Origin of the sequence: Sphingobacterium sp. BIGb0116, assembly GCF_024808035.1 — a bacterium.
GTDB lineage: Bacteria > Bacteroidota > Bacteroidia > Sphingobacteriales > Sphingobacteriaceae > Sphingobacterium > Sphingobacterium paramultivorum.
This window is the reverse complement of sequence record NZ_JANUDT010000001.1, coordinates 873,349-891,057: the sequence shown is the minus strand read 5'-3', so window position 1 is coordinate 891,057 and position 17,709 is coordinate 873,349. Positions and strand designations below refer to the sequence as shown.

General features: G+C 44.4%; 9 protein-coding genes. 5 read left to right on the top strand and 4 right to left on the bottom strand.

What is annotated here, in order from left to right; genetic code table 11:
• Positions 1–326: 326 nt before the first annotated feature.
• On the bottom strand, positions 327–3,056 hold the full coding sequence (locus M2419_RS03765; RefSeq protein WP_200845570.1) for a DUF5695 domain-containing protein: 2,730 nt from the start codon (positions 3,054–3,056) through the stop codon (positions 327–329).
• Positions 3,057–3,310: 254 nt separating this feature from the next.
• Between M2419_RS03765 and M2419_RS03760 the strand changes: the two genes are divergently transcribed.
• Complete coding sequence (locus tag M2419_RS03760) at positions 3,311–6,712, top strand: family 43 glycosylhydrolase (protein ID WP_259254253.1); 3,402 nt, start codon at positions 3,311–3,313, stop codon at positions 6,710–6,712.
• 75 nt (positions 6,713–6,787) lie between these two features.
• On the opposite strand, the gene M2419_RS03755 is transcribed toward M2419_RS03760, so the two are convergent.
• Positions 6,788–7,267, bottom strand: a complete 480-nt coding sequence (locus M2419_RS03755) for a hypothetical protein (protein WP_153846258.1) — start codon at positions 7,265–7,267, stop codon at positions 6,788–6,790.
• 235 nt (positions 7,268–7,502) lie between these two features.
• On the opposite strand from M2419_RS03755, the gene M2419_RS03750 reads away from it, so the two are divergent.
• On the top strand, positions 7,503–8,426 hold the full coding sequence (locus M2419_RS03750; RefSeq protein ID WP_153846257.1) for a hypothetical protein: 924 nt from the start codon (positions 7,503–7,505) through the stop codon (positions 8,424–8,426).
• Positions 8,427–8,514: 88 nt separating this feature from the next.
• Here M2419_RS03750 and M2419_RS03745 read toward each other — a convergent pair whose 3' ends face one another.
• On the bottom strand, positions 8,515–8,727 hold the full coding sequence (locus M2419_RS03745) for a hypothetical protein (RefSeq protein WP_153846256.1): 213 nt from the start codon (positions 8,725–8,727) through the stop codon (positions 8,515–8,517).
• 597 nt (positions 8,728–9,324) lie between these two features.
• Between M2419_RS03745 and M2419_RS03740 the strand changes: the two genes are divergently transcribed.
• From M2419_RS03740 to M2419_RS03730, 3 genes are all read left to right on the top strand, one after another.
• Entirely contained in the window at positions 9,325–12,432 is a 3,108-nt protein-coding gene (locus M2419_RS03740) for a TonB-dependent receptor (RefSeq protein WP_159727900.1), read from the top strand.
• Between the two features lie 15 nt (positions 12,433–12,447).
• On the top strand, positions 12,448–14,052 hold the full coding sequence (locus tag M2419_RS03735) for a RagB/SusD family nutrient uptake outer membrane protein (RefSeq protein WP_259254250.1): 1,605 nt from the start codon (positions 12,448–12,450) through the stop codon (positions 14,050–14,052).
• A 250-nt stretch (positions 14,053–14,302) separates the two neighbouring features.
• On the top strand, positions 14,303–15,937 hold the full coding sequence (locus M2419_RS03730; RefSeq protein ID WP_259254249.1) for an alpha-L-fucosidase: 1,635 nt from the start codon (positions 14,303–14,305) through the stop codon (positions 15,935–15,937).
• A gap of 20 nt (positions 15,938–15,957) precedes the next feature.
• Here M2419_RS03730 and M2419_RS03725 read toward each other — a convergent pair whose 3' ends face one another.
• The gene (locus tag M2419_RS03725) at positions 15,958–17,646 is read right to left on the bottom strand and encodes a trypsin-like peptidase domain-containing protein (protein WP_159727898.1); all 1,689 of its coding nucleotides are present in this window, start codon (positions 17,644–17,646) and stop codon (positions 15,958–15,960) included.
• Between the last annotated feature and the right edge of the window lie 63 nt (positions 17,647–17,709).

The following is a 17,709-nucleotide window of genomic DNA, read 5'->3' as shown; positions in this document are numbered from 1 at the left end:
CTACAGCAGAGCACTGTAGTTTTGTGTTAGCAACACATTCGCATGGATGCAATGTGGAATTGTTGATTTTTCATAAGGGATCTTAAATGTTAAAAAAGTTTAGTTGATTGAATATGATAAGCAAATATAGGGAATAATAAATAAAGTCTATTAGTTTAGTGGATTATTTTTTAAATTAATTGAACTGCGCTGCTGCTACGAAACCAAAGCGGGCTTCCATGTAAATGAAAGCCCGCTTTTTGAAGTCTTATAATCGCTTGTGTTTCTAGCATTGACGCTAGCGAAGATATAGCCTATGTTTTAGTAGGCTGTTGTCTGGATCTTTTCTACTTCAGCTTTTTCAATTTTACCGTTTTTGTTGATAGGGGTATTACATAGCGATTCAACGGATCTTTGTTTATTCCTTCCACCTCATAATGGCTTTCGGGATTTACATTGAGCAGAATATTCGCGCTATTTTGTTTTGCCTCATTATTAAAGATCAGGGTGACGCTGCGGTCTTTTTGATCGTAGTGCAATTCGGCAATTTCTCCGGCATCTGTGGTCAACCAAAGATTTTCTTTTGCCAGGAAGACACGTCCCTTGGAGGCTGTAGTCAGGGCAACCTTGACCTGTTGTTTTTCGGTTTTTAGATTACCGCTGAAAGCCAGCCAGCCAAATTCGGGATGTTCGACAATGTAGGTCCCCGAATTTACGGCATAACCATAAAAGCCGGTTCCATAATCGCCCGAGATGCCGTCATTGGCTAGTGTGGACGGGTAGGAGTGGAACGCTCCCGGGCCAAAGCCGTCGGCTGTGACATTGGCCAAGGCCCCCATCATACCTGCATGTCCGATACGGAGCAGGTAGAAGTCGTCCGGATGGTCGCGATAAGCTGTAAGGACAGGAATGGCATTGAGGGCCGAACCATAATGGTGCAGCTGCCGCTCGATACGGGAGAGCTTGCCGCCATAGACAAAATCCCAATAACGACGTGCACTGCCATTGTAACCCCAGTGCGGCACGGTAGGCATGTAAGCAATGATGGCATTGAGCGTCACTTGAGCTTTTTCGTCGAAGCCGAAAAAGCGCGACCAGAGGTATACCTCTTCCTGACCTGTAGAATCCCATGGCATCTCACTCCCGAATGGATAATTGAGGGTTTTCCAATGCTCTGCTCGCTTGCGCATGGCGGCTTCAAGCTTGTCGGCCATCGTTGTTAATCCTTCCTTACGGAGATCATTGAGGACGATAAGGAAGATACTGCCTTCCATTTGACCGAACTGCGCGTAATAAGGCGCTTTTTCGACCATGGCGATACTGGTCTGGTAAGCCCGTTCGAGGTACTTGTCCCAGGTTTCCTCATTGACCAGATTGTTGTAGTTGCGGGCGAGCCTGTACATCACCCAATGTGCTGCCGCAACATGTGGATAATTGTAGGATCGTCCAATGTCATCGGCTTCCTTTTTGGGCCAGGCAGACCAGGTTTTCCAGTTGATATCCGAACGGTAGGTACCGGCTGGCATTGAATCTGGTTCATAATAAAAAAGGCTTTTGACAACACCATATTTCTTGTCGCCTTCTTTATGCTGGATATGACCGTATAGGGTCTCATTGACAAAACGTTTCAATTTGGCTATTTCCTGTTGATCGGGCTGCAGTACTTGTTTCATCAGGGCGGCAAGCCAGCTTGCTGCTCCGGCTTCATCGCTGAGGCCTGCAAACCAGGCGCTCCTATTTTGGGTGATGGGCTGCTGTTCTTCATAGTCATAGGATATGACAGATGGTGAACGGCCAAAGAGATCCTTGTCATTTTCATACCACTGCTTGGTGGTGAGGAAATGGCCCAGATCCCGTACAACTTCTTTTTCGGATTTGATTACTTTATAGTGGATCGTCTGCGTAATGCCATCCCTGTAGTTGATGGTAAGCCGTGCACGTCCCCAACGGTTGCCCTTCACTTCGTATTCGGTCCATTGCTGAGCTGTGCTTCCTTTTTTTGTCAGGGTCAATGCACCTTCGGGATAGACACTGACACTTTTGACCGCTTTGTTGTGCTTAACAAAGAGTTTGGCGGGATTGTCCATGGGGACAACATATCCGGGAAGTCCAACAGCGACAGGCCTATTGTTTTTCAATAACTCCGATTCAATTTGCCGGATACTTGGTGCGAGGACAAATTTTAAGGCAAAGGTCTTTGATTCATGTGGCTTCAAGAGGGTAGAAGTCGGTGTATTCCATTGTTCTACGCCTTTCCAATCAGTCTCGGCATAGGCCTTACTGTGGATCATCCATTCATGAAATCCCTCAAAGGTAATACTTCGGGGGGTAGGGTCTGTATTGAGCGGATTGTAGGCTTCAAAGCCTGCATTTTTATAGGGCAATACCAACAGACTCGGCCCATTGCCATGTAGGCGGTTGACCTGTAGATAACCCGCATCTTGGCCGATATAGGGATCGAAAAAGACATTCTGTGCATGTGCCTGATCGAGATTTTTCCAATCCATGTTGTTGTTGAAGGGAAGTGGGATACCCAGCGCGCCGATTTCGATGGGATAATCGTTGGGATTTGAAACCTCAAAACTCAGGATCAGATCGCCTCCGTCATCTCGCCAGCTGCGTACAACCTTCAACGGAATATTGTTGAGCGTAGGGCTGATATCTGCACTTGCAAGATCGTTTTTCGCCGGATTTATCGGGATGACATGCTTACGGTCTGCCGCCGATGAGTAGGAAGTCCAGGGGGTATCACCCTGACGGCGCAAACTGATATTGATATCACCGATATGAAAAAACTTATTGCGGTCTCTTTTGCTCAGGAGCTCAACAGGTGTATAGTCAAAATCTTTTTCGCCGCCGTTGGGGCGAAAAGAAGATAGCGTCTGCGATGCATTGAGGATAGCTACATGGAGGTTTTTGAGGGTAAAGCTTTTGGCACCCTCTTCAACACCTAAAGTGGCTTGCTGTGCTTTGACTGCTTTCCATACGGGGTGTTCGTCCTGTTGACTATATACGCTGCTTGGCAACTGTGTGCATACGAGCGCAAATAGGATCCAATAGCTTTTTTTAAGATTCATTTTTGACATGTTATTGCTCATTTAATACGCCGAAGATCATTGTTCTTACAAAGATGAAGGATTGTACCCTCGATTTATGGGTAGATTTTAACCTTCAATAGCCCATTTTTAACCTATTAGCCCTCAAAATTTGTAATGCGATGATCGAAGTTATAAATTTAATGTTAAATAGACATTTATCGTAGATTTTATTTGTTATAAAGTCAATTGAATGGCGATATCGTTTTTTATGTACCTGTAAACTTTGTGTTATCATGAAACATTATTTTTCTTTCGCTATTTTGGCTGTACTGGTTATGTCGCTTACAGGGCTGGTGGCACAGTCGTTGAAACCCTACCAACAGCCTAATGTATTGAATCCACTGCTGCCCGGGTATTTTGCGGACCCGAGCATCAAGAAAATTGCGGATACGTATTATATCTATGCGACCACCGATGGTAATGGCTGGGGAGCAGGGCCATCACAGGTATGGACATCCAGGGATTTTAAGAACTGGACCATTCAACCCATGAACTGGCCCAATACACACTGGTACTGGGCTCCTGATATGACGCAGGGATACGACGGACGATATTACCTCTATTATAGTCAGCCTGTAGAAATTTTTGGGGCAGTGGCCGACAGCCCAACGGGACCCTGGGAACCTTTGGTAGCCGAAGGCAAATCGATGATCCCTAATTATATGATTCCAGGCGTAATTACTCTGGACGGGCAAACCTTTCGGGATGATGATGGCCGTATTTATCTATTTTGGGGAACCTGGGGAATCTACCCCGATCATGGATGTGCGGTGGGAATACTCAACAGGGATATGAAAACGTTCGAAAAGACAGCATTGATTCCCAATACGGTGGCAAAGGACTTTTTTGAGGCGCCCTATATGTTTAAGCGTAAGGGTATCTATTACCTGATGTACTCCTCGGGGCATTGTGAAGATGGTACTTATCGCGTGCAATATGTTAAAAGTAAAATCGGTCCGATGGGACCTTTTGAATTTCCATCGACCAATCCAATATTGATTACAAACGAGGATGGCAGTATTCACGGTCCGGGACACCATAGTATTCTTGAACAGGATAATCGTTATTTCATCGTCTATCACAGGCATAACAATCCACATGCTGGGGGCGGATTCCATCGTCAGGTTGCCATGGACGAGCTATTCTTTACGCCTGACGGCGATATTGAGCAGGTGCGGCCCACACATGCTGGTGTGCCAGATTTGCTTCCAACAGTTACAGGGCCAGTAGATTTGGCTTTTGGGAAAACGGTGCAGGCCTCCTCTTACTACAACGCAGATTTTAGGCCTGCATTCTTAGTCGACAACAACAATGGAACACTATGGCGGGCCAAAAATAATCAAGGACCGGCCTGGGTAACTATTGATCTGGGTAAGAAGCTGGATATACAGACCATATCCATTCAGTTTGAATACCCAACTTATGCCTATCAATATCGACTCGAAACTTCTGTGGATGGTCTTGTCTGGAAAAGCTTTGTAGATCGCTCGAATAATGACCGTTGGGCAAGTCCTATTGTTGAACACGGCAAAGCTATGGCAAGATATGTTAGATTACATGTATTGAACACGCAAGTGAATGGACTTCCTCGTGGCGTTTGGAACATGAAAGTGTATGCACAAAAGCTTGCGCAACAGACGCTGTGGTCTGCAGCACAAACGATGCCCGTCAAGGAAATAACATTGGGTAATTTAATCCATATCGATGCGGCCAATTACCAGGAGGGGCAACAGGTAAAAGGTATTCAGAATAAAGGGCTACTCGGGGGGATGTTCCGTACAGAACATGCCTTGGCCGTTAAAAATTATCAGGGTAAAAAGGCATTCTTCTTTGATGGAGCTACCGCGTTGCGCTCGACTTTCGCTGTGCCACAGTCGTTGGCTGCAAATAGTTCTTATAGTATTGCGCTATGGGTTAATAATCCGGACATTGCCCGGTTTGAACCGTTGGTTGCCTGGTCGTCGGGGCAGCAGGATCTCAGTAAAGCGATTTTTGGTTATGGTACAGATTCCGGACGTGGGGCCATCACGCATGGCTCCTGGCCTGATTTGGGGTATGCATCGGTTCCGGGCGCAAATGTATGGCATCATATTGTATTTTCTTTTGACGGCTATAAGGAGTCTATTTATGTGGACGGAAAGCTGCAGCGCAAGGAAAATAGGATGCTGTTTGTCAGGCCCGGGGATGTTTTTGTCCTAGGGGCTTCGGATGTGCTGGATCAACATTTTTCGGGCTATGTATCCAGTTTGCAGGTATATAATACGAGCTTGGATGAGGAGGAAGTGGCCAGTTTGGCCAATGAAGTCCCGAAATCGGATTTCTTTGCGCTGCAAACTGACGATTTAAATCTCGGAAAGCTCAGCACTTTGCGGAACCAAGGAACAGCAATGGATACCTTAGTGACGCTTGACGATGCGGAGGTCATGGTAGCGGGAAATAGATTGGCATTGAAAGGTAAGGCTTTTGAAAGTGCGGCGTTAACAGACATTCTCCGACAGCAACAGTATACGCTGGGTTTTGACTGGTACGATGGCGCTGCCTGGCAGCATGCTGTGTTTGTGTATGATAAAGGAAAAAAGCGCTTTTATCGCAATGGGAAGGCTGAAAAGCGGGTGTTTTCTGACAAATTGCTGCGGGTAAATAAGACTAGCATCGAACTGACTTATCCATTTTATTTCTTTCGCGCCTATTCTGGCACCTTAACATCGGATGAGGTAACCGCGAAGTTCAGTCAGTGGAAGGCTGGCTTGGCCAATGGGCTGGACGGGTATGTTCCGCAGGTGCTTTCTCCACCGCACCTGATCAATGCCGATCAGGTATTTGCACAGGTCGAAAAACAGCCGGGAATGTGGTATCTATTCCGTTCTGAGGGTGAGAGCTCAGGCTGGAAGCAACAGTCTTACCATCTCTTTAAATCATTCGAATCTGGAAAATCTATCGAAGTTCTGGCGAAGGATGCCTTTGGCCATGTCAGTAAGCCGGTAGTGGAAGGGATTTTGGTGCAAAAGCCACAATTGGTACAGTCAGCACACAATGAAAGCTATTCGGCCAAGGATCAGAAAGTTCCTTTCTGGGATGGTTATCAATATAGTGAAAGAACCGACAGTACGCAGACAGCGCTTTCCTACTTGAATGGAACCTGGAAAATCCAGTCTAAAAATACAAAATGGGGTGATGCAGACCTTCTTGCCCCCTTTGTTTATAAAGAGCTGGAGGGAGATTTCACGCTAGAGGTTAAGGTAAGCGATGTGGCAGGCTTAGCCCGTAAAGTACGCACATCAAATGAAGCCGGTATCATGATTCAACGCATGGATAGTAAGGATGCCTACATCACCAATTGTATTTTGACGGGATGGAACCTGGGCAATCTTTCGCGGAGCATCGGCCCACAGATTTTTCAGGAAGAGAATACAGGAACCGGCCTAAATTTTTCGCCCTACCTTCAGGTTCAGAAGATCGGTAATTATTTCTTTTTGCGTTGCTCGGGAGATGGCATGGACTGGAAGGATCTTCCCGGAACACCGTTTCTACGCCCCGATTTGAACGGCAAAAGACTGCGCGTTGGACTTTATCAGATTGCCGGTAACAACCAGTTAGGTTATGGTGAATTTGAAAGACTTCGTATCTGGAAGTAAAAATGATATGTCCATAAAAAACGGTATTGAACATTGTTCAATGCCGTTTTTTATCGAAAGTTTACTGATGATGGATTACTTGGAGTCATTTAGCGCTAAAGTGCTGATCAATGAGTCAGCTTCTGCTTTTTCGATTTGTTTATTGTATGATGCGGTCAGCACTTTATAACGGATATCCAACACTTTCTCCTGTAAATCATAATCTGTCGTTACTTCCAATACCTTGGTATATTGTCTTTTTTCGGCATCATATCCGAAAGCAAAAAGATCGAGTTCTTTTTTGATGCTGCAGCCTTTAAAATAGATGTTTTTCCAGCGATGTCCTGTATTACCGCTCGGATTATACCAAATGATGCACGAATCGAGATTTCTTCTGCCCCAGCTAGCTGGAAGAGGATGCAGTCCCAGCTTTTTGCGTTGCCCATTGTAATTGACTCCATATTTTTCAATAATACATGTTTTGCTGAAATACGACCGAATAGATGGGTAAATGGGCAAGAGTATCACAACGAAGGATAATACAATAAATAGGTTACGAAAAAGGGTTTTGTTCATAAATGGTCTTTTGATGTTGCTAGGCTCGTATATTTTGCACCCGCATTGTATCTGTCTACAATGGGTTCCTGTTTTCATTTTAAATATATTAAAAAAATATGGAGTGATCGACCTGTTGTGCGGATTTTCAAAAAAATATAGGGCCTGCTTTTTGTTTTCCAAAAAAGTAAATAAGGGGGGGCAAAAACATTCTGAAAAGGTTATTGTTGTAAAAAATAAGGCATAACCTCAGATAATGAAAATAATTCTTCTAACGATCAGATCCTTTCTCTTTTTGTCCGTATTGCTGTTGACAGCCTGTTCGACCTTGATCAACAATGTTCAGGTACATACGTTGACAACAAACTACTGTGTGCCAAATGTGGCCTATACATCAATTCCAATACAGGAAATCACTGCCTCGGACAGTATTCAGATAAGGAAAATTTTTTCTTACCATGATTTTGTGCTGATCAAATACCTCAATCTGGCAGAACCCATTATCCAGTATTTGGGGACTGCGAATAATGCTACGCTGAAATTGGCGGCAAGGCAAAAGATGACCGAAAGGTACATGCTGTTTGAGACAGAACTGAATGCCATTGCAGCAGAGTTAGACTGTAACGGTGAGCGTATCGATAAGCTCGCAGGATATATAGACGAACTGAATGCGAAAACGCAGACGCGTTTGACGGTGGCTTCTATACTTCTGGGAGCGGTGACAGCGGTGACGGCGACCACGGTCAAAAATGATGGACTCAACAATGGATTGAGCATCGCTGGCGGGGTCGGTACGGCGGTATTGGGATTTATGACACTGAACCCAAAAGGCAAAAAGGTCAAGATGCAGCTGCAACGTAATATGCTTGAAAGTATTTGGTATCAAAATAATAAGGCGCAGGTCTACCCAAGCTCAGTTTGGGGGATTTTATCCGAGAAAAACTTTAGCAACGCTGAAAACTCGTCATTGATAGAAACAATGCGGCAGCGCTGGCTGCAATATGGTTTGGACGATGAACCGGATAGTCCCCTGCTGCAGCTTTATTTTAAGAATGGTGGAACTTTTGCTGCCCAGGAACTGCACGATCTGGCCAATATGCACAATGAATTGCAGGCGACCATACGTTCTATTCAGCAGGACATGCGAAGTTTAATACTGGCCATTCATACACTGGAATGAGGGTAAGGGTTCAATTGGTTAATATTGTACTATTTTTGGTCGATAAGAAACTTCCTTTTACCTAGGATTGTGAACATTCGTTATTCGCTTATACGGCTATTTCCTCCTCAGTAGCGACAGATTGTGATTTTTTAATATTTTTGATGCCTTTCCTATGGAGCCATTCGGTAAAATGATCCGGGTCGTCCGGTATAAAATGGATCACCTTACCATTTTTGAGAAGTAAGGAAAATATACCGCAATTAGCGATGAATTTGATGATTTCATCGGAATGGTGTTTCAATAGCGAAAAATATTCCATTAAGTTTGGTTTTTTCTTTAAAAAATAGGTCGGATAAACTATCCAAAATATGCGTTAAATGGCTAATTCAATCGATTGCATAAGTCAATTCAAAGATGTAAAATATTTTTAATATTTCTTCAAAAGATTATAAATTAATATTGCTTTTTTTTGCGTTAAACTGTTTTCGCTTGGCGACCTGATCACCGCATTTCAATAGATCTCTCAAAATGATCTCCCAATAGGTTTTCTGTTTTGGTCTCAAGACAGGTTCTGGATCGATATCGTAAAGTAATGGCATCCGTCTTCGATAAGAGCTTTTAAACATTTTTACCCTTCTTTTAAATATTCGTTGCAAAGCGATTTTGTTGAAAGCAATAGCTTTGCTTTGTAACCAATTGGCGAAAAGCCAGTTCATTTTAAATAAATGATCGAGTAAATGCAATAGTGAATTTTTAAGGGATGCCGCCTGTTGAAACGAGCTTAATATGTGACCTGATAGCACATAGCGGTGAGCACACACAGTTAGCATATAAGTAATAAATAACCAATTTGTATAAATAAATAACCAAGTACTCGCCTCAAGGGGCAAAAAGACATTTATCTTAAATAAAGATTATGAACAGAAATTATGTGTCTTCTTTCTTTTGTTTTCCTAAAGAAAGGAATAGGAAAGTGAAGTGGTTGTTAATGGCTTCCATGTTAATGTCCATTGGACGACTGTCTGCTCAGGAAAAAGTGATCCATGGAAAGATCATCAGTGATCAAGGAAAACCAATTATTGGGGCGTCGATCAAAGTGAAGGACAAAACCCTCAGTACTTCAACAAACGAGAAAGGCGAATTTGTACTCAAGCTCAATCCGGGAGAAGTCCTTATTGTATCCAATGTGGGTTATAATCAGGCAGAATATGTAATCGGTAATTCTTCGGAAATCAGTATACCACTTGTTGCCGCAGAAATTGCCGTGGATGAAGTTGTGGTGGTAGGCTATGGTAAACAGAAGAAGGTCGATCTGACCTCTTCCATCGCTGTTGTGGACACCAAAGATCTGGTGAAAGTACCTGGTGGTACAATTGCTACGCTTCAGAGCGCCGTGCCTGGAGTGCAGGTAACCAATGGCGCTATCCGTATCCGTGGCGTTGGATCCATTAACGGAACCGATCCGCTCTATGTCGTGGATGGGATGATCGGCGGAGCTATGCCGGATGAAAATAATATTGCCAGCATTCAGGTTTTGAAAGATGCCGCATCAAGTGCCATCTATGGTTCCCGTGGGGCCAATGGCGTTATTTTGGTCACCACAAAACGGGGTAAAGCCGGAGAGGTGAAGCTCGATTATAATGCCTTCGCCGGCATCAAAAATATTTCCCATAATATACCTCTGCTGAACGGACAGCAACTGGCCGAATTGATTAATGAGGAAATGTACAATAAGGATCCTTCGCGCAAAGATTATCTGGCCGCGCTGTCTAAACCCTCCGACATCGGGCACGGGTATAATATGATGGACGAATTGCTGCAGACGGGCAATTATCAACGGCATAATCTCTCGGTTTCCGGCGGATCTCAAAACGCCAATTTTCGGCTTAGCGGTATCTATGCGACAGACAAATCCATTATTATTCAAGATAAAAATAAGTATTATGGCGCCCAATTTATCTCTGATTTTACCAAAGGAAAACTCAAGATAGGCGAAACCCTTTCCCTAGGTTACACCCGCCGCAACTGGAGCGACAAAAATATCATCGATGCGCAAAAGTGGTCCTCGACATTACCGCTCTACGATGCCAACAGCAGCACTGGTTTTGCCGGAGCTGGCAATGGAACGGATGTTCAGAGTGCATTGGCAAATGCATACCTCAATAAAAACGTCAATGACAACTTTTCGGTAAACGGCAATGCCTGGGCTACTTATGAGATTATAAAAGGCCTGGTTTACAAATTTAATATGGGGATCGACCTTAGCCGGGTGCGGAATGAGGGGTATATAGGTAACTACTCTGTCGGACAATATCAGAACCATAATCCGGATGAACTCAATATTTCCAGCAGTCAGAATAACCGCTGGTTATTTGAAAACACGCTGACTTATGAAAATAACTTTGGTAAGCATGCGATTTCGGCTTTGGCGGGAATCACTTCAGAAGAATCCCGGTATAATGCTGTCAATGCTGGGGCCCGTGGTTTGCCGAGTCCGGATGTTTTGATCCTTAATTCGGCATCCCTGGCGAGTTCCCGTCTTGTGGGGTCAGGTGTGGGACAGTCGGCCATGTATTCCATGCTGGGGCGTATCAACTATAATTATGACAATCGTTACCTGTTGACCTTTAACATGCGGCGGGATGGATCGGCCAACTTCAGTAATCAATACCGCTATGGAAATTTCCCTTCGGTATCTGCAGGCTGGCGCATCAGCCAGGAATCCTTTATGAAAGCGTTTCCTGCAATCAGCGAATTGAAGCTCCGAGCTAGTTACGGGCTTCTGGGTAATTCGGATATTGCACAATATCAGTATCAACGGACAGTTAGTTTCGACCATGTCTGGTATTACCTGAACAATGTGATGGTCACGGGGGCCCTGCCACAGACTCCCTCGAATCCGAATGTAAAATGGGAAAGTCAGTATTCAACTGATCTTGGTCTCGATCTGGAGCTTTTTGATCATAAATTGGCTTTGACAGTTGATTACTATAATAAAAAGACCGAGGACATGCTGATCAATGTACCCATTTCGTTTACCGCAGGCTATGGTAACAACTTTCCCGTGCTGAATGCCGGTAGCATACGGAATCGGGGCTGGGATATCCTGGCTTCCTACAAAGATCAGGTCGGTAATTTTGGCTATCGTATCGGCGCCAATATTTCTTTTGTGAAAAACCGCGTGCTGAGTCTGGGCAACAATAATGAAATTTTATGGGGAAGTATCTCTCCTGGGGGTGAAAACGTCACAAGAACAGCAGTTGGTCGTTCGGTAGGGGAATTTTGGGGCTACACCACCAACGGTTTATATACCAGTCAGGCACAATTGGATGCCGATAAAGCTTTTGCACCCCACGCAGCATTGGGCGATGTACGCTTCAATGACCGAAATGGCGACAAGGTCTTAAATGATCAGGATAAGGATTTTTTGGGAAGCCCAATACCTGATTTTAGTTACGGCTTCAATGCTGATGTAAACTACAACAGTTCGATTGGCACATTTGATCTGTCGATGATGTGGCAGGGAAGTAAAGGAAACGACATCTACAACAATAGCCGCTATTGGGGCGAGGGAATGTACCATTACTACAATAATTTTGCATCGACTCTGGATCGTTATCGTGCGGAGGAGCTTGTCTTCAAAAATCCCATATCCGGTGAAACGACCATCTATCCCAAAAATACAGATACCAATATTCCACGTGCAGTACTCGGCGACCCGAATCAAAATTTAAGGGCATCCAACAGGTTTGTGGAGGATGGTTCTTATTTGCGGCTCAAAGTCGTCAACATTGGTTACAGTTTTTCAAGTCCTAGACTTGAACGTTGGAAGATCGACCGACTGCGGTTTTACGTAGGCGCAAAAAACCTACTGACCTTTACCAAGTATTCAGGTTATGATCCTGAAGTGGGCTCGGGCGATACACGCTCCAATCTAAGCCGTGGTATCGATGGGCAAACGCCTTGGGGGTTGAGCTTTCCAAATTCAAGAGAGTATTTTATGGGTATTCAATTTACATTCTAATCCCTTATTGACATCATGAATAGAAAATATATAAAACTCGCAGCTGCTGCATTGCTGATACAGTTTTCAAGCTGCAAACCGAATCTGGATCTCTCCAACCCGCAGGAATTGTCGACAGACACCTATTATAAAACAGCAGATCAATTGGAAAATTCGGTCATACCGGCCTACCAAGCGTTAATCGGCCGCACACAGGGTGGATATGCGCGCAGTTTGTATTTCGAGCTCTTGGCTCCTGGGGATGATTATAATCATACCTTCAAATGGGAACCCATATATCAGGATACCTACAATACCCCTGCGAGCGATGGGATGGCAGCCCAGACCTGGAGAGATTTTTGGAACGGGGTGTTTGCGGCTAATTTAGCCATCGATCGGATTCAGAAATTTGAAGGCGAAATAGATCAAAATAGAAAGAATAGACTCTTGGGGGAAGCGTATTTTTTGAGAGCACTGAACTATTTGCACCTGAGCATGTTGTTTGGCGAAACCATTCCGCTGATCAATAAACCTGTCGAGACCAACGAAGATTACTATCCCGGCAATGCACAGGCGGGGGCCGTATATGCCCTAATCGTGGATGACTTTAAGAGGGCATCGGAATTGTTGCCAACGCGGACAGCACTCTATGCCGACAGTAAAATGATCGGTCGGGCAACCAAAGGTGCAGCACAGGCTTACTTGGCTAAAACCTACCTGTACAAACCGATTTTGGCAAAAGGACAGCCAGCGGATTTTGCAAATGCCGAGATTCAATTGAAAAGCGTTATTGATAGCAAGGAATATCAGTTGATGTCCGCATACAGCGATAATTTTTTGGAAAAGAAAGAGAATAATCAAGAATCGGTTTTCGAGGTGCAACTTTACAATGGCCCAGGTTGGCTAGGGGACGATATATCGAGTTCATGGCGGTGGCAGGAAATCGGAATGTTTGACGGAACGGGTGGTGCCTGGTGGAACTTGGCCCCCAATAAAATGGCCCACGATGAATTTGAAGATGGAGATCCTAGAAAGTTTATGACGCTGTGGTGCGAGAATGGTGCAAAATTTACGCAGCTGGACGGTAAGGTGAGCACATATACTGACTGGATGAAAAATCTGGCGACCAATAAGGATCTCTATGGTACGAGAAAATACTGCCCCGATGTTCAGATAGCGGATTTTGATAACGGCAACAACGACCGGATTTTCCGATATAGTGATGTTCTGCTTCTTTATGCGGAGTGCCTTAACGAACGTGGCGATATCGCTGGAGCAAAGCAATACATCAATCTTGTGCGTAAACGAGCCAATAATATCGTCCCCGATGAGCAACCGCATCTCTGGTATCAAAAATCCAACGGGACAATTCCCGACGTAGATGGACTGATTGCAAAAGGTTTGGTGAAAAACGGTGTTGCGTTGAATACTATAAAAAGTATTATCGTGCATGAACGATTTGTCGAATTTTTGGGAGAATATCAGCGGTATTTTGACCTTTTGCGCTGGGGCATGGCTGACCCTACCTGGCTTGAGCCTTTAAAGAAAGCGGGCTGGTCGGCAAAAGCCATGTATTATCCCTTCCCACAGGCCGAACTGGACAATAACAAAAATTTGAAAGGGAACGACATGAACAATTGATCTGGGAAAATAGATGTTTTTATTTATTCATAGTTAGTTTTAGGTGGGGTGTCCTTTTTAGGGCACCTTTTTTTGTTCCATTGAACAAAAAGAATCCTGTGTCGATATTGTACTAGTATTGATCGATTATGTAGTTTCTTTCCTGATCCAATACAGGTATTTTTGGTATTCAAGTAGATAACAAATTATAAACCGGATGCCTTTGTCGTGCAATTTGTGTCGAGGCATTCTGATCGAAGATCATTGTATAATGGACAGAAGAACAGCAATTAAATTTCTCGGTGCAACTATTCCGACGCTTTTCCTTGGCAAATTTAGCGCTGCACACACCTATTTGGGAAGAGTACCTTTTCATCCCGACTGGCGCTCACTTGAAAATTATCAGGTACCTGATTGGTTCAGGGATGCCAAATTTGGTGTCTGGGCGCACTGGGGCCCGCAGTGTCAGCCCGAGCGCGGCGATTGGTATGCGCGGGGTATGTATCAGGAGGGATCCGATCAGTATAATTATCACGTCGAAAAATATGGACACCCTTCGGTGTTTGGTTTTAAAGATGTTATCCATCAGTGGAAAGCCGAAAATTGGAATCCGGAAGAGTTAATGGAACTGTATCAAAATGCCGGAGCCCAGTATTTTATGGCTTTGGCCAATCATCATGATAATCTGGACCTTTATCGCAGCAGCCACCATAAATGGAATAGTGTAAATGTTGGCCCCAGGAAAGATATTATAAAGGGTTGGGAAAGCGCTGCAAAAAAAAGAGGGCTGAAATTTGGTGTCAGCGTACACGCGGCACATGCCTGGACCTGGTATGAAACGGCACAACGGAGTGATAAAGAAGGTAAGTTTGCCGGTATATCCTATGATGGGAAACTAACGAAAAAGGATGGCGCAGGAAAATGGTGGGCAGCATACGATCCGCAGGAGCTTTATGCACAGGATCATGCGCTTAGTTTGGATAGTAAGGATGATAACACCGTTCATCGGCAATGGCATTGGGATGTAAATTCAGGGGTAAGTGTGCCAACAAAGGCCTATTGCGAAAACTTTAAGGCCCGGACCCTGGAATTGATCAACAATTACAAACCCGATATCGTTTATTTTGACGATACGGTGCTGCCACTTTATCCAATAAGCAATGTTGGCCTGGAGATCGCAGCCGATTTTTATAATAAAAGCGTGCAGGCAAATAAAGGCAAGGTTGATGTGGTAATCAATGGAAAAATCCTGAATGAACAACAACGAAAATGCCTGGTATGGGATATTGAACGTGGACAGAGCAACACCATTGAACCGCAGCCCTGGCAGACCTGTACCTGTATCGGTTCTTGGCACTATGATCGCCGGATTTATGAGAATAATCACTATAAATCGGCTAAAACCGTAATTCATATGCTGATTGATGTCGTCAGTAAAAACGGCAACTTATTGTTAAGTGTACCATTACGCGGTGACGGTTCCATCGACGACCGTGCAAAGGAGGTCGTAACGGGAATAGGAGGCTGGATGGCAGTTCACAGTGAAGCAATCATAGGAACAAGACCATGGCATATTTTTGGTGAGGGGCCTGCACAGGAGGAAGCTCCTTCACTGCATGTGCAGGGCTTTAATGAAGGGAAGGGAAAAGCTTTTACCGGCGATGATGTGCGCTTCACGACAAAAGGAAATGTCATGTACGCTTTTATAATGGGAACGTTGACCAAAAAGCAGCTCCGAATAAAGTCATTGGGTCGTTTAGCCCCCAATTCGAGAAAAGTTGGTCAGGTACAGTTACTCGGAACTAACGATCGTATAGCGTTTCAACAACTCGATAATGATCTAGTGGTCTCCATACCCGATAGTTTTGTTCAAAACAGTATCGCAACGGTACTAAAAATTTCCTAATGACTTTATCTTTTCTTGTGCTAGAGCATGTGTTCGACTGTGGATAAAAAGGCTAGGATGGTATCTCTTGGGATCGCCAGGCAAGCTGTATGACTAAATCGGGCTATATTGAGCCCGATAAAGTTACCTTTGCTATCGACTACCGGACTTCCACATTCGTCGGCATGAATGCGTGAGTCATGAAGAAATACACGCAAAAAATTATCCCTGCGAACTGACTTTCCTTTTGGAATATTGTTTGCAGGGTGTGGATTTTCCCTGACGGGCCAATTAGAAAGAATTACATTTGTGTATAGATCTGCAGCTCCACGTCGGTATTGAACCTGCAGCGTATCGCCGGCAGAAAATTGCTGCATCACCGCATTTATTTTGATGGCGCTTGACACATCGCGATTATTTAGTGTAAGCATACGGTCGCCGACACGAAGTCCAGCCCGGGCTGCGGCACCCATGCTATCTACTTTTGTTAAGGTCGGAAGGCCTTCTATTTCCTGCATTTGTGCATCGAAAGTTCCGGGAACAGGTAAACGTGGGAAGGTTTGGGATGACATGCCCAGTACACCGAATTTACGCTGATCGTCTCCAAGAAGCGACCACAGGTTTAAACCAACAAAAGAATCAGAAATACTTTGCCGGGCTACCTTCGATACATCGACTGACGGAAATTGATGATCACTGACGAGCGCTGCCAAGTCGCTTTTTTCGTCTCTGAGCAGAATTCTTAATACATGAATCCTGTTACCTATTTTGACGATTGGTGCTTCGCCAATAAGACTACTTTTGGATAAGATGACCTGTTTATTGTTTCCCAAATTAAATGCTGTACCTAATAGCAGTATGCTGTCGCCATCTAATGTACTGCTAATCTGGATGGGCTGAAAATTTGTTTTCGGATGTTTCGCAGGTTTTTTGATCCCCAATTTAAATAGTTTTTTTTGCTGAGGATCTTTACCGATTGAATCGGTTGATACAGGATAACTGCTGATAACAACTGGATTGGTCAGCGACTGCCAATAACTCCGGTAACTGTTTATAGGAACCTCAAAATTGATGCCTTCAGCACCATCTATACGGCTGTGAAGACCGATTACACGGCCCAGGGCATCAAATAATGGACCTCCGGAATCACCGGGTTCCATTATGCTGCTGCTTTGAATAAACCCAAAGTTGTCCAATTTCTTTAGAATGCGTCCCGTCCGTAGAAAAGGAATGTTGAAAGGTAGTGTTTCGGGATACGATAGCCCAAAGCAAAGCTGGTTTTCAGTGATGGATGACGACCAGCCCATTTCAGCATAAGGCCAGGGGCCCTGGCCTAGCATTTTCATCATGGCAATATCGGGCAAGTTACTTTGTTGATCAACGACTAGCCTTCCGAGCGCTTTGGCAATCCCTTGCGTTCCGTCGGAGAAAATAACGCGATAGAAATTGCCGGGCCTTGTAGCATGTGCCACAGTAAGAATTGTTCCGTCCGAATGGACAATTACCCCACTAAAGGGAGCACTGTTTTGCTGTCCGCTCAAACTGTCAATGCCAAACATCTTTATGGAAGCCGTCTGAACCCGTTCAATGACAGATCTCGGTATCTCATGAACTGCTGACCGCCCCGTCTGCGCAAAGCAGTAGGTGGAGCAGGTAATTAAGTATAATATTGTCTTAATAAGATATTGGAGAAATGTGCTTATAGCGAATTTTTTGGAACGAGGTATCATATTGCGAATAGGTTGATTTATCGGATTAGGTTTGGTTTTAGAAGACCACGGTTCAAAGTTAGT

Coding starts and splice junctions, on each gene's coding strand:
- M2419_RS03765 (WP_200845570.1), bottom strand. CDS start 3,056: ATGAATCTTAAAAAAAGCTATTGGATCCTATTTGCGCTCGTATGCACA.
- M2419_RS03760 (WP_259254253.1), top strand. CDS start 3,311: ATGAAACATTATTTTTCTTTCGCTATTTTGGCTGTACTGGTTATGTCG.
- M2419_RS03755 (WP_153846258.1), bottom strand. CDS start 7,267: ATGAACAAAACCCTTTTTCGTAACCTATTTATTGTATTATCCTTCGTT.
- M2419_RS03750 (WP_153846257.1), top strand. CDS start 7,503: ATGAAAATAATTCTTCTAACGATCAGATCCTTTCTCTTTTTGTCCGTA.
- M2419_RS03745 (WP_153846256.1), bottom strand. CDS start 8,727: ATGGAATATTTTTCGCTATTGAAACACCATTCCGATGAAATCATCAAA.
- M2419_RS03740 (WP_159727900.1), top strand. CDS start 9,325: ATGAACAGAAATTATGTGTCTTCTTTCTTTTGTTTTCCTAAAGAAAGG.
- M2419_RS03735 (WP_259254250.1), top strand. CDS start 12,448: ATGAATAGAAAATATATAAAACTCGCAGCTGCTGCATTGCTGATACAG.
- M2419_RS03730 (WP_259254249.1), top strand. CDS start 14,303: ATGGACAGAAGAACAGCAATTAAATTTCTCGGTGCAACTATTCCGACG.
- M2419_RS03725 (WP_159727898.1), bottom strand. CDS start 17,646: ATGATACCTCGTTCCAAAAAATTCGCTATAAGCACATTTCTCCAATAT.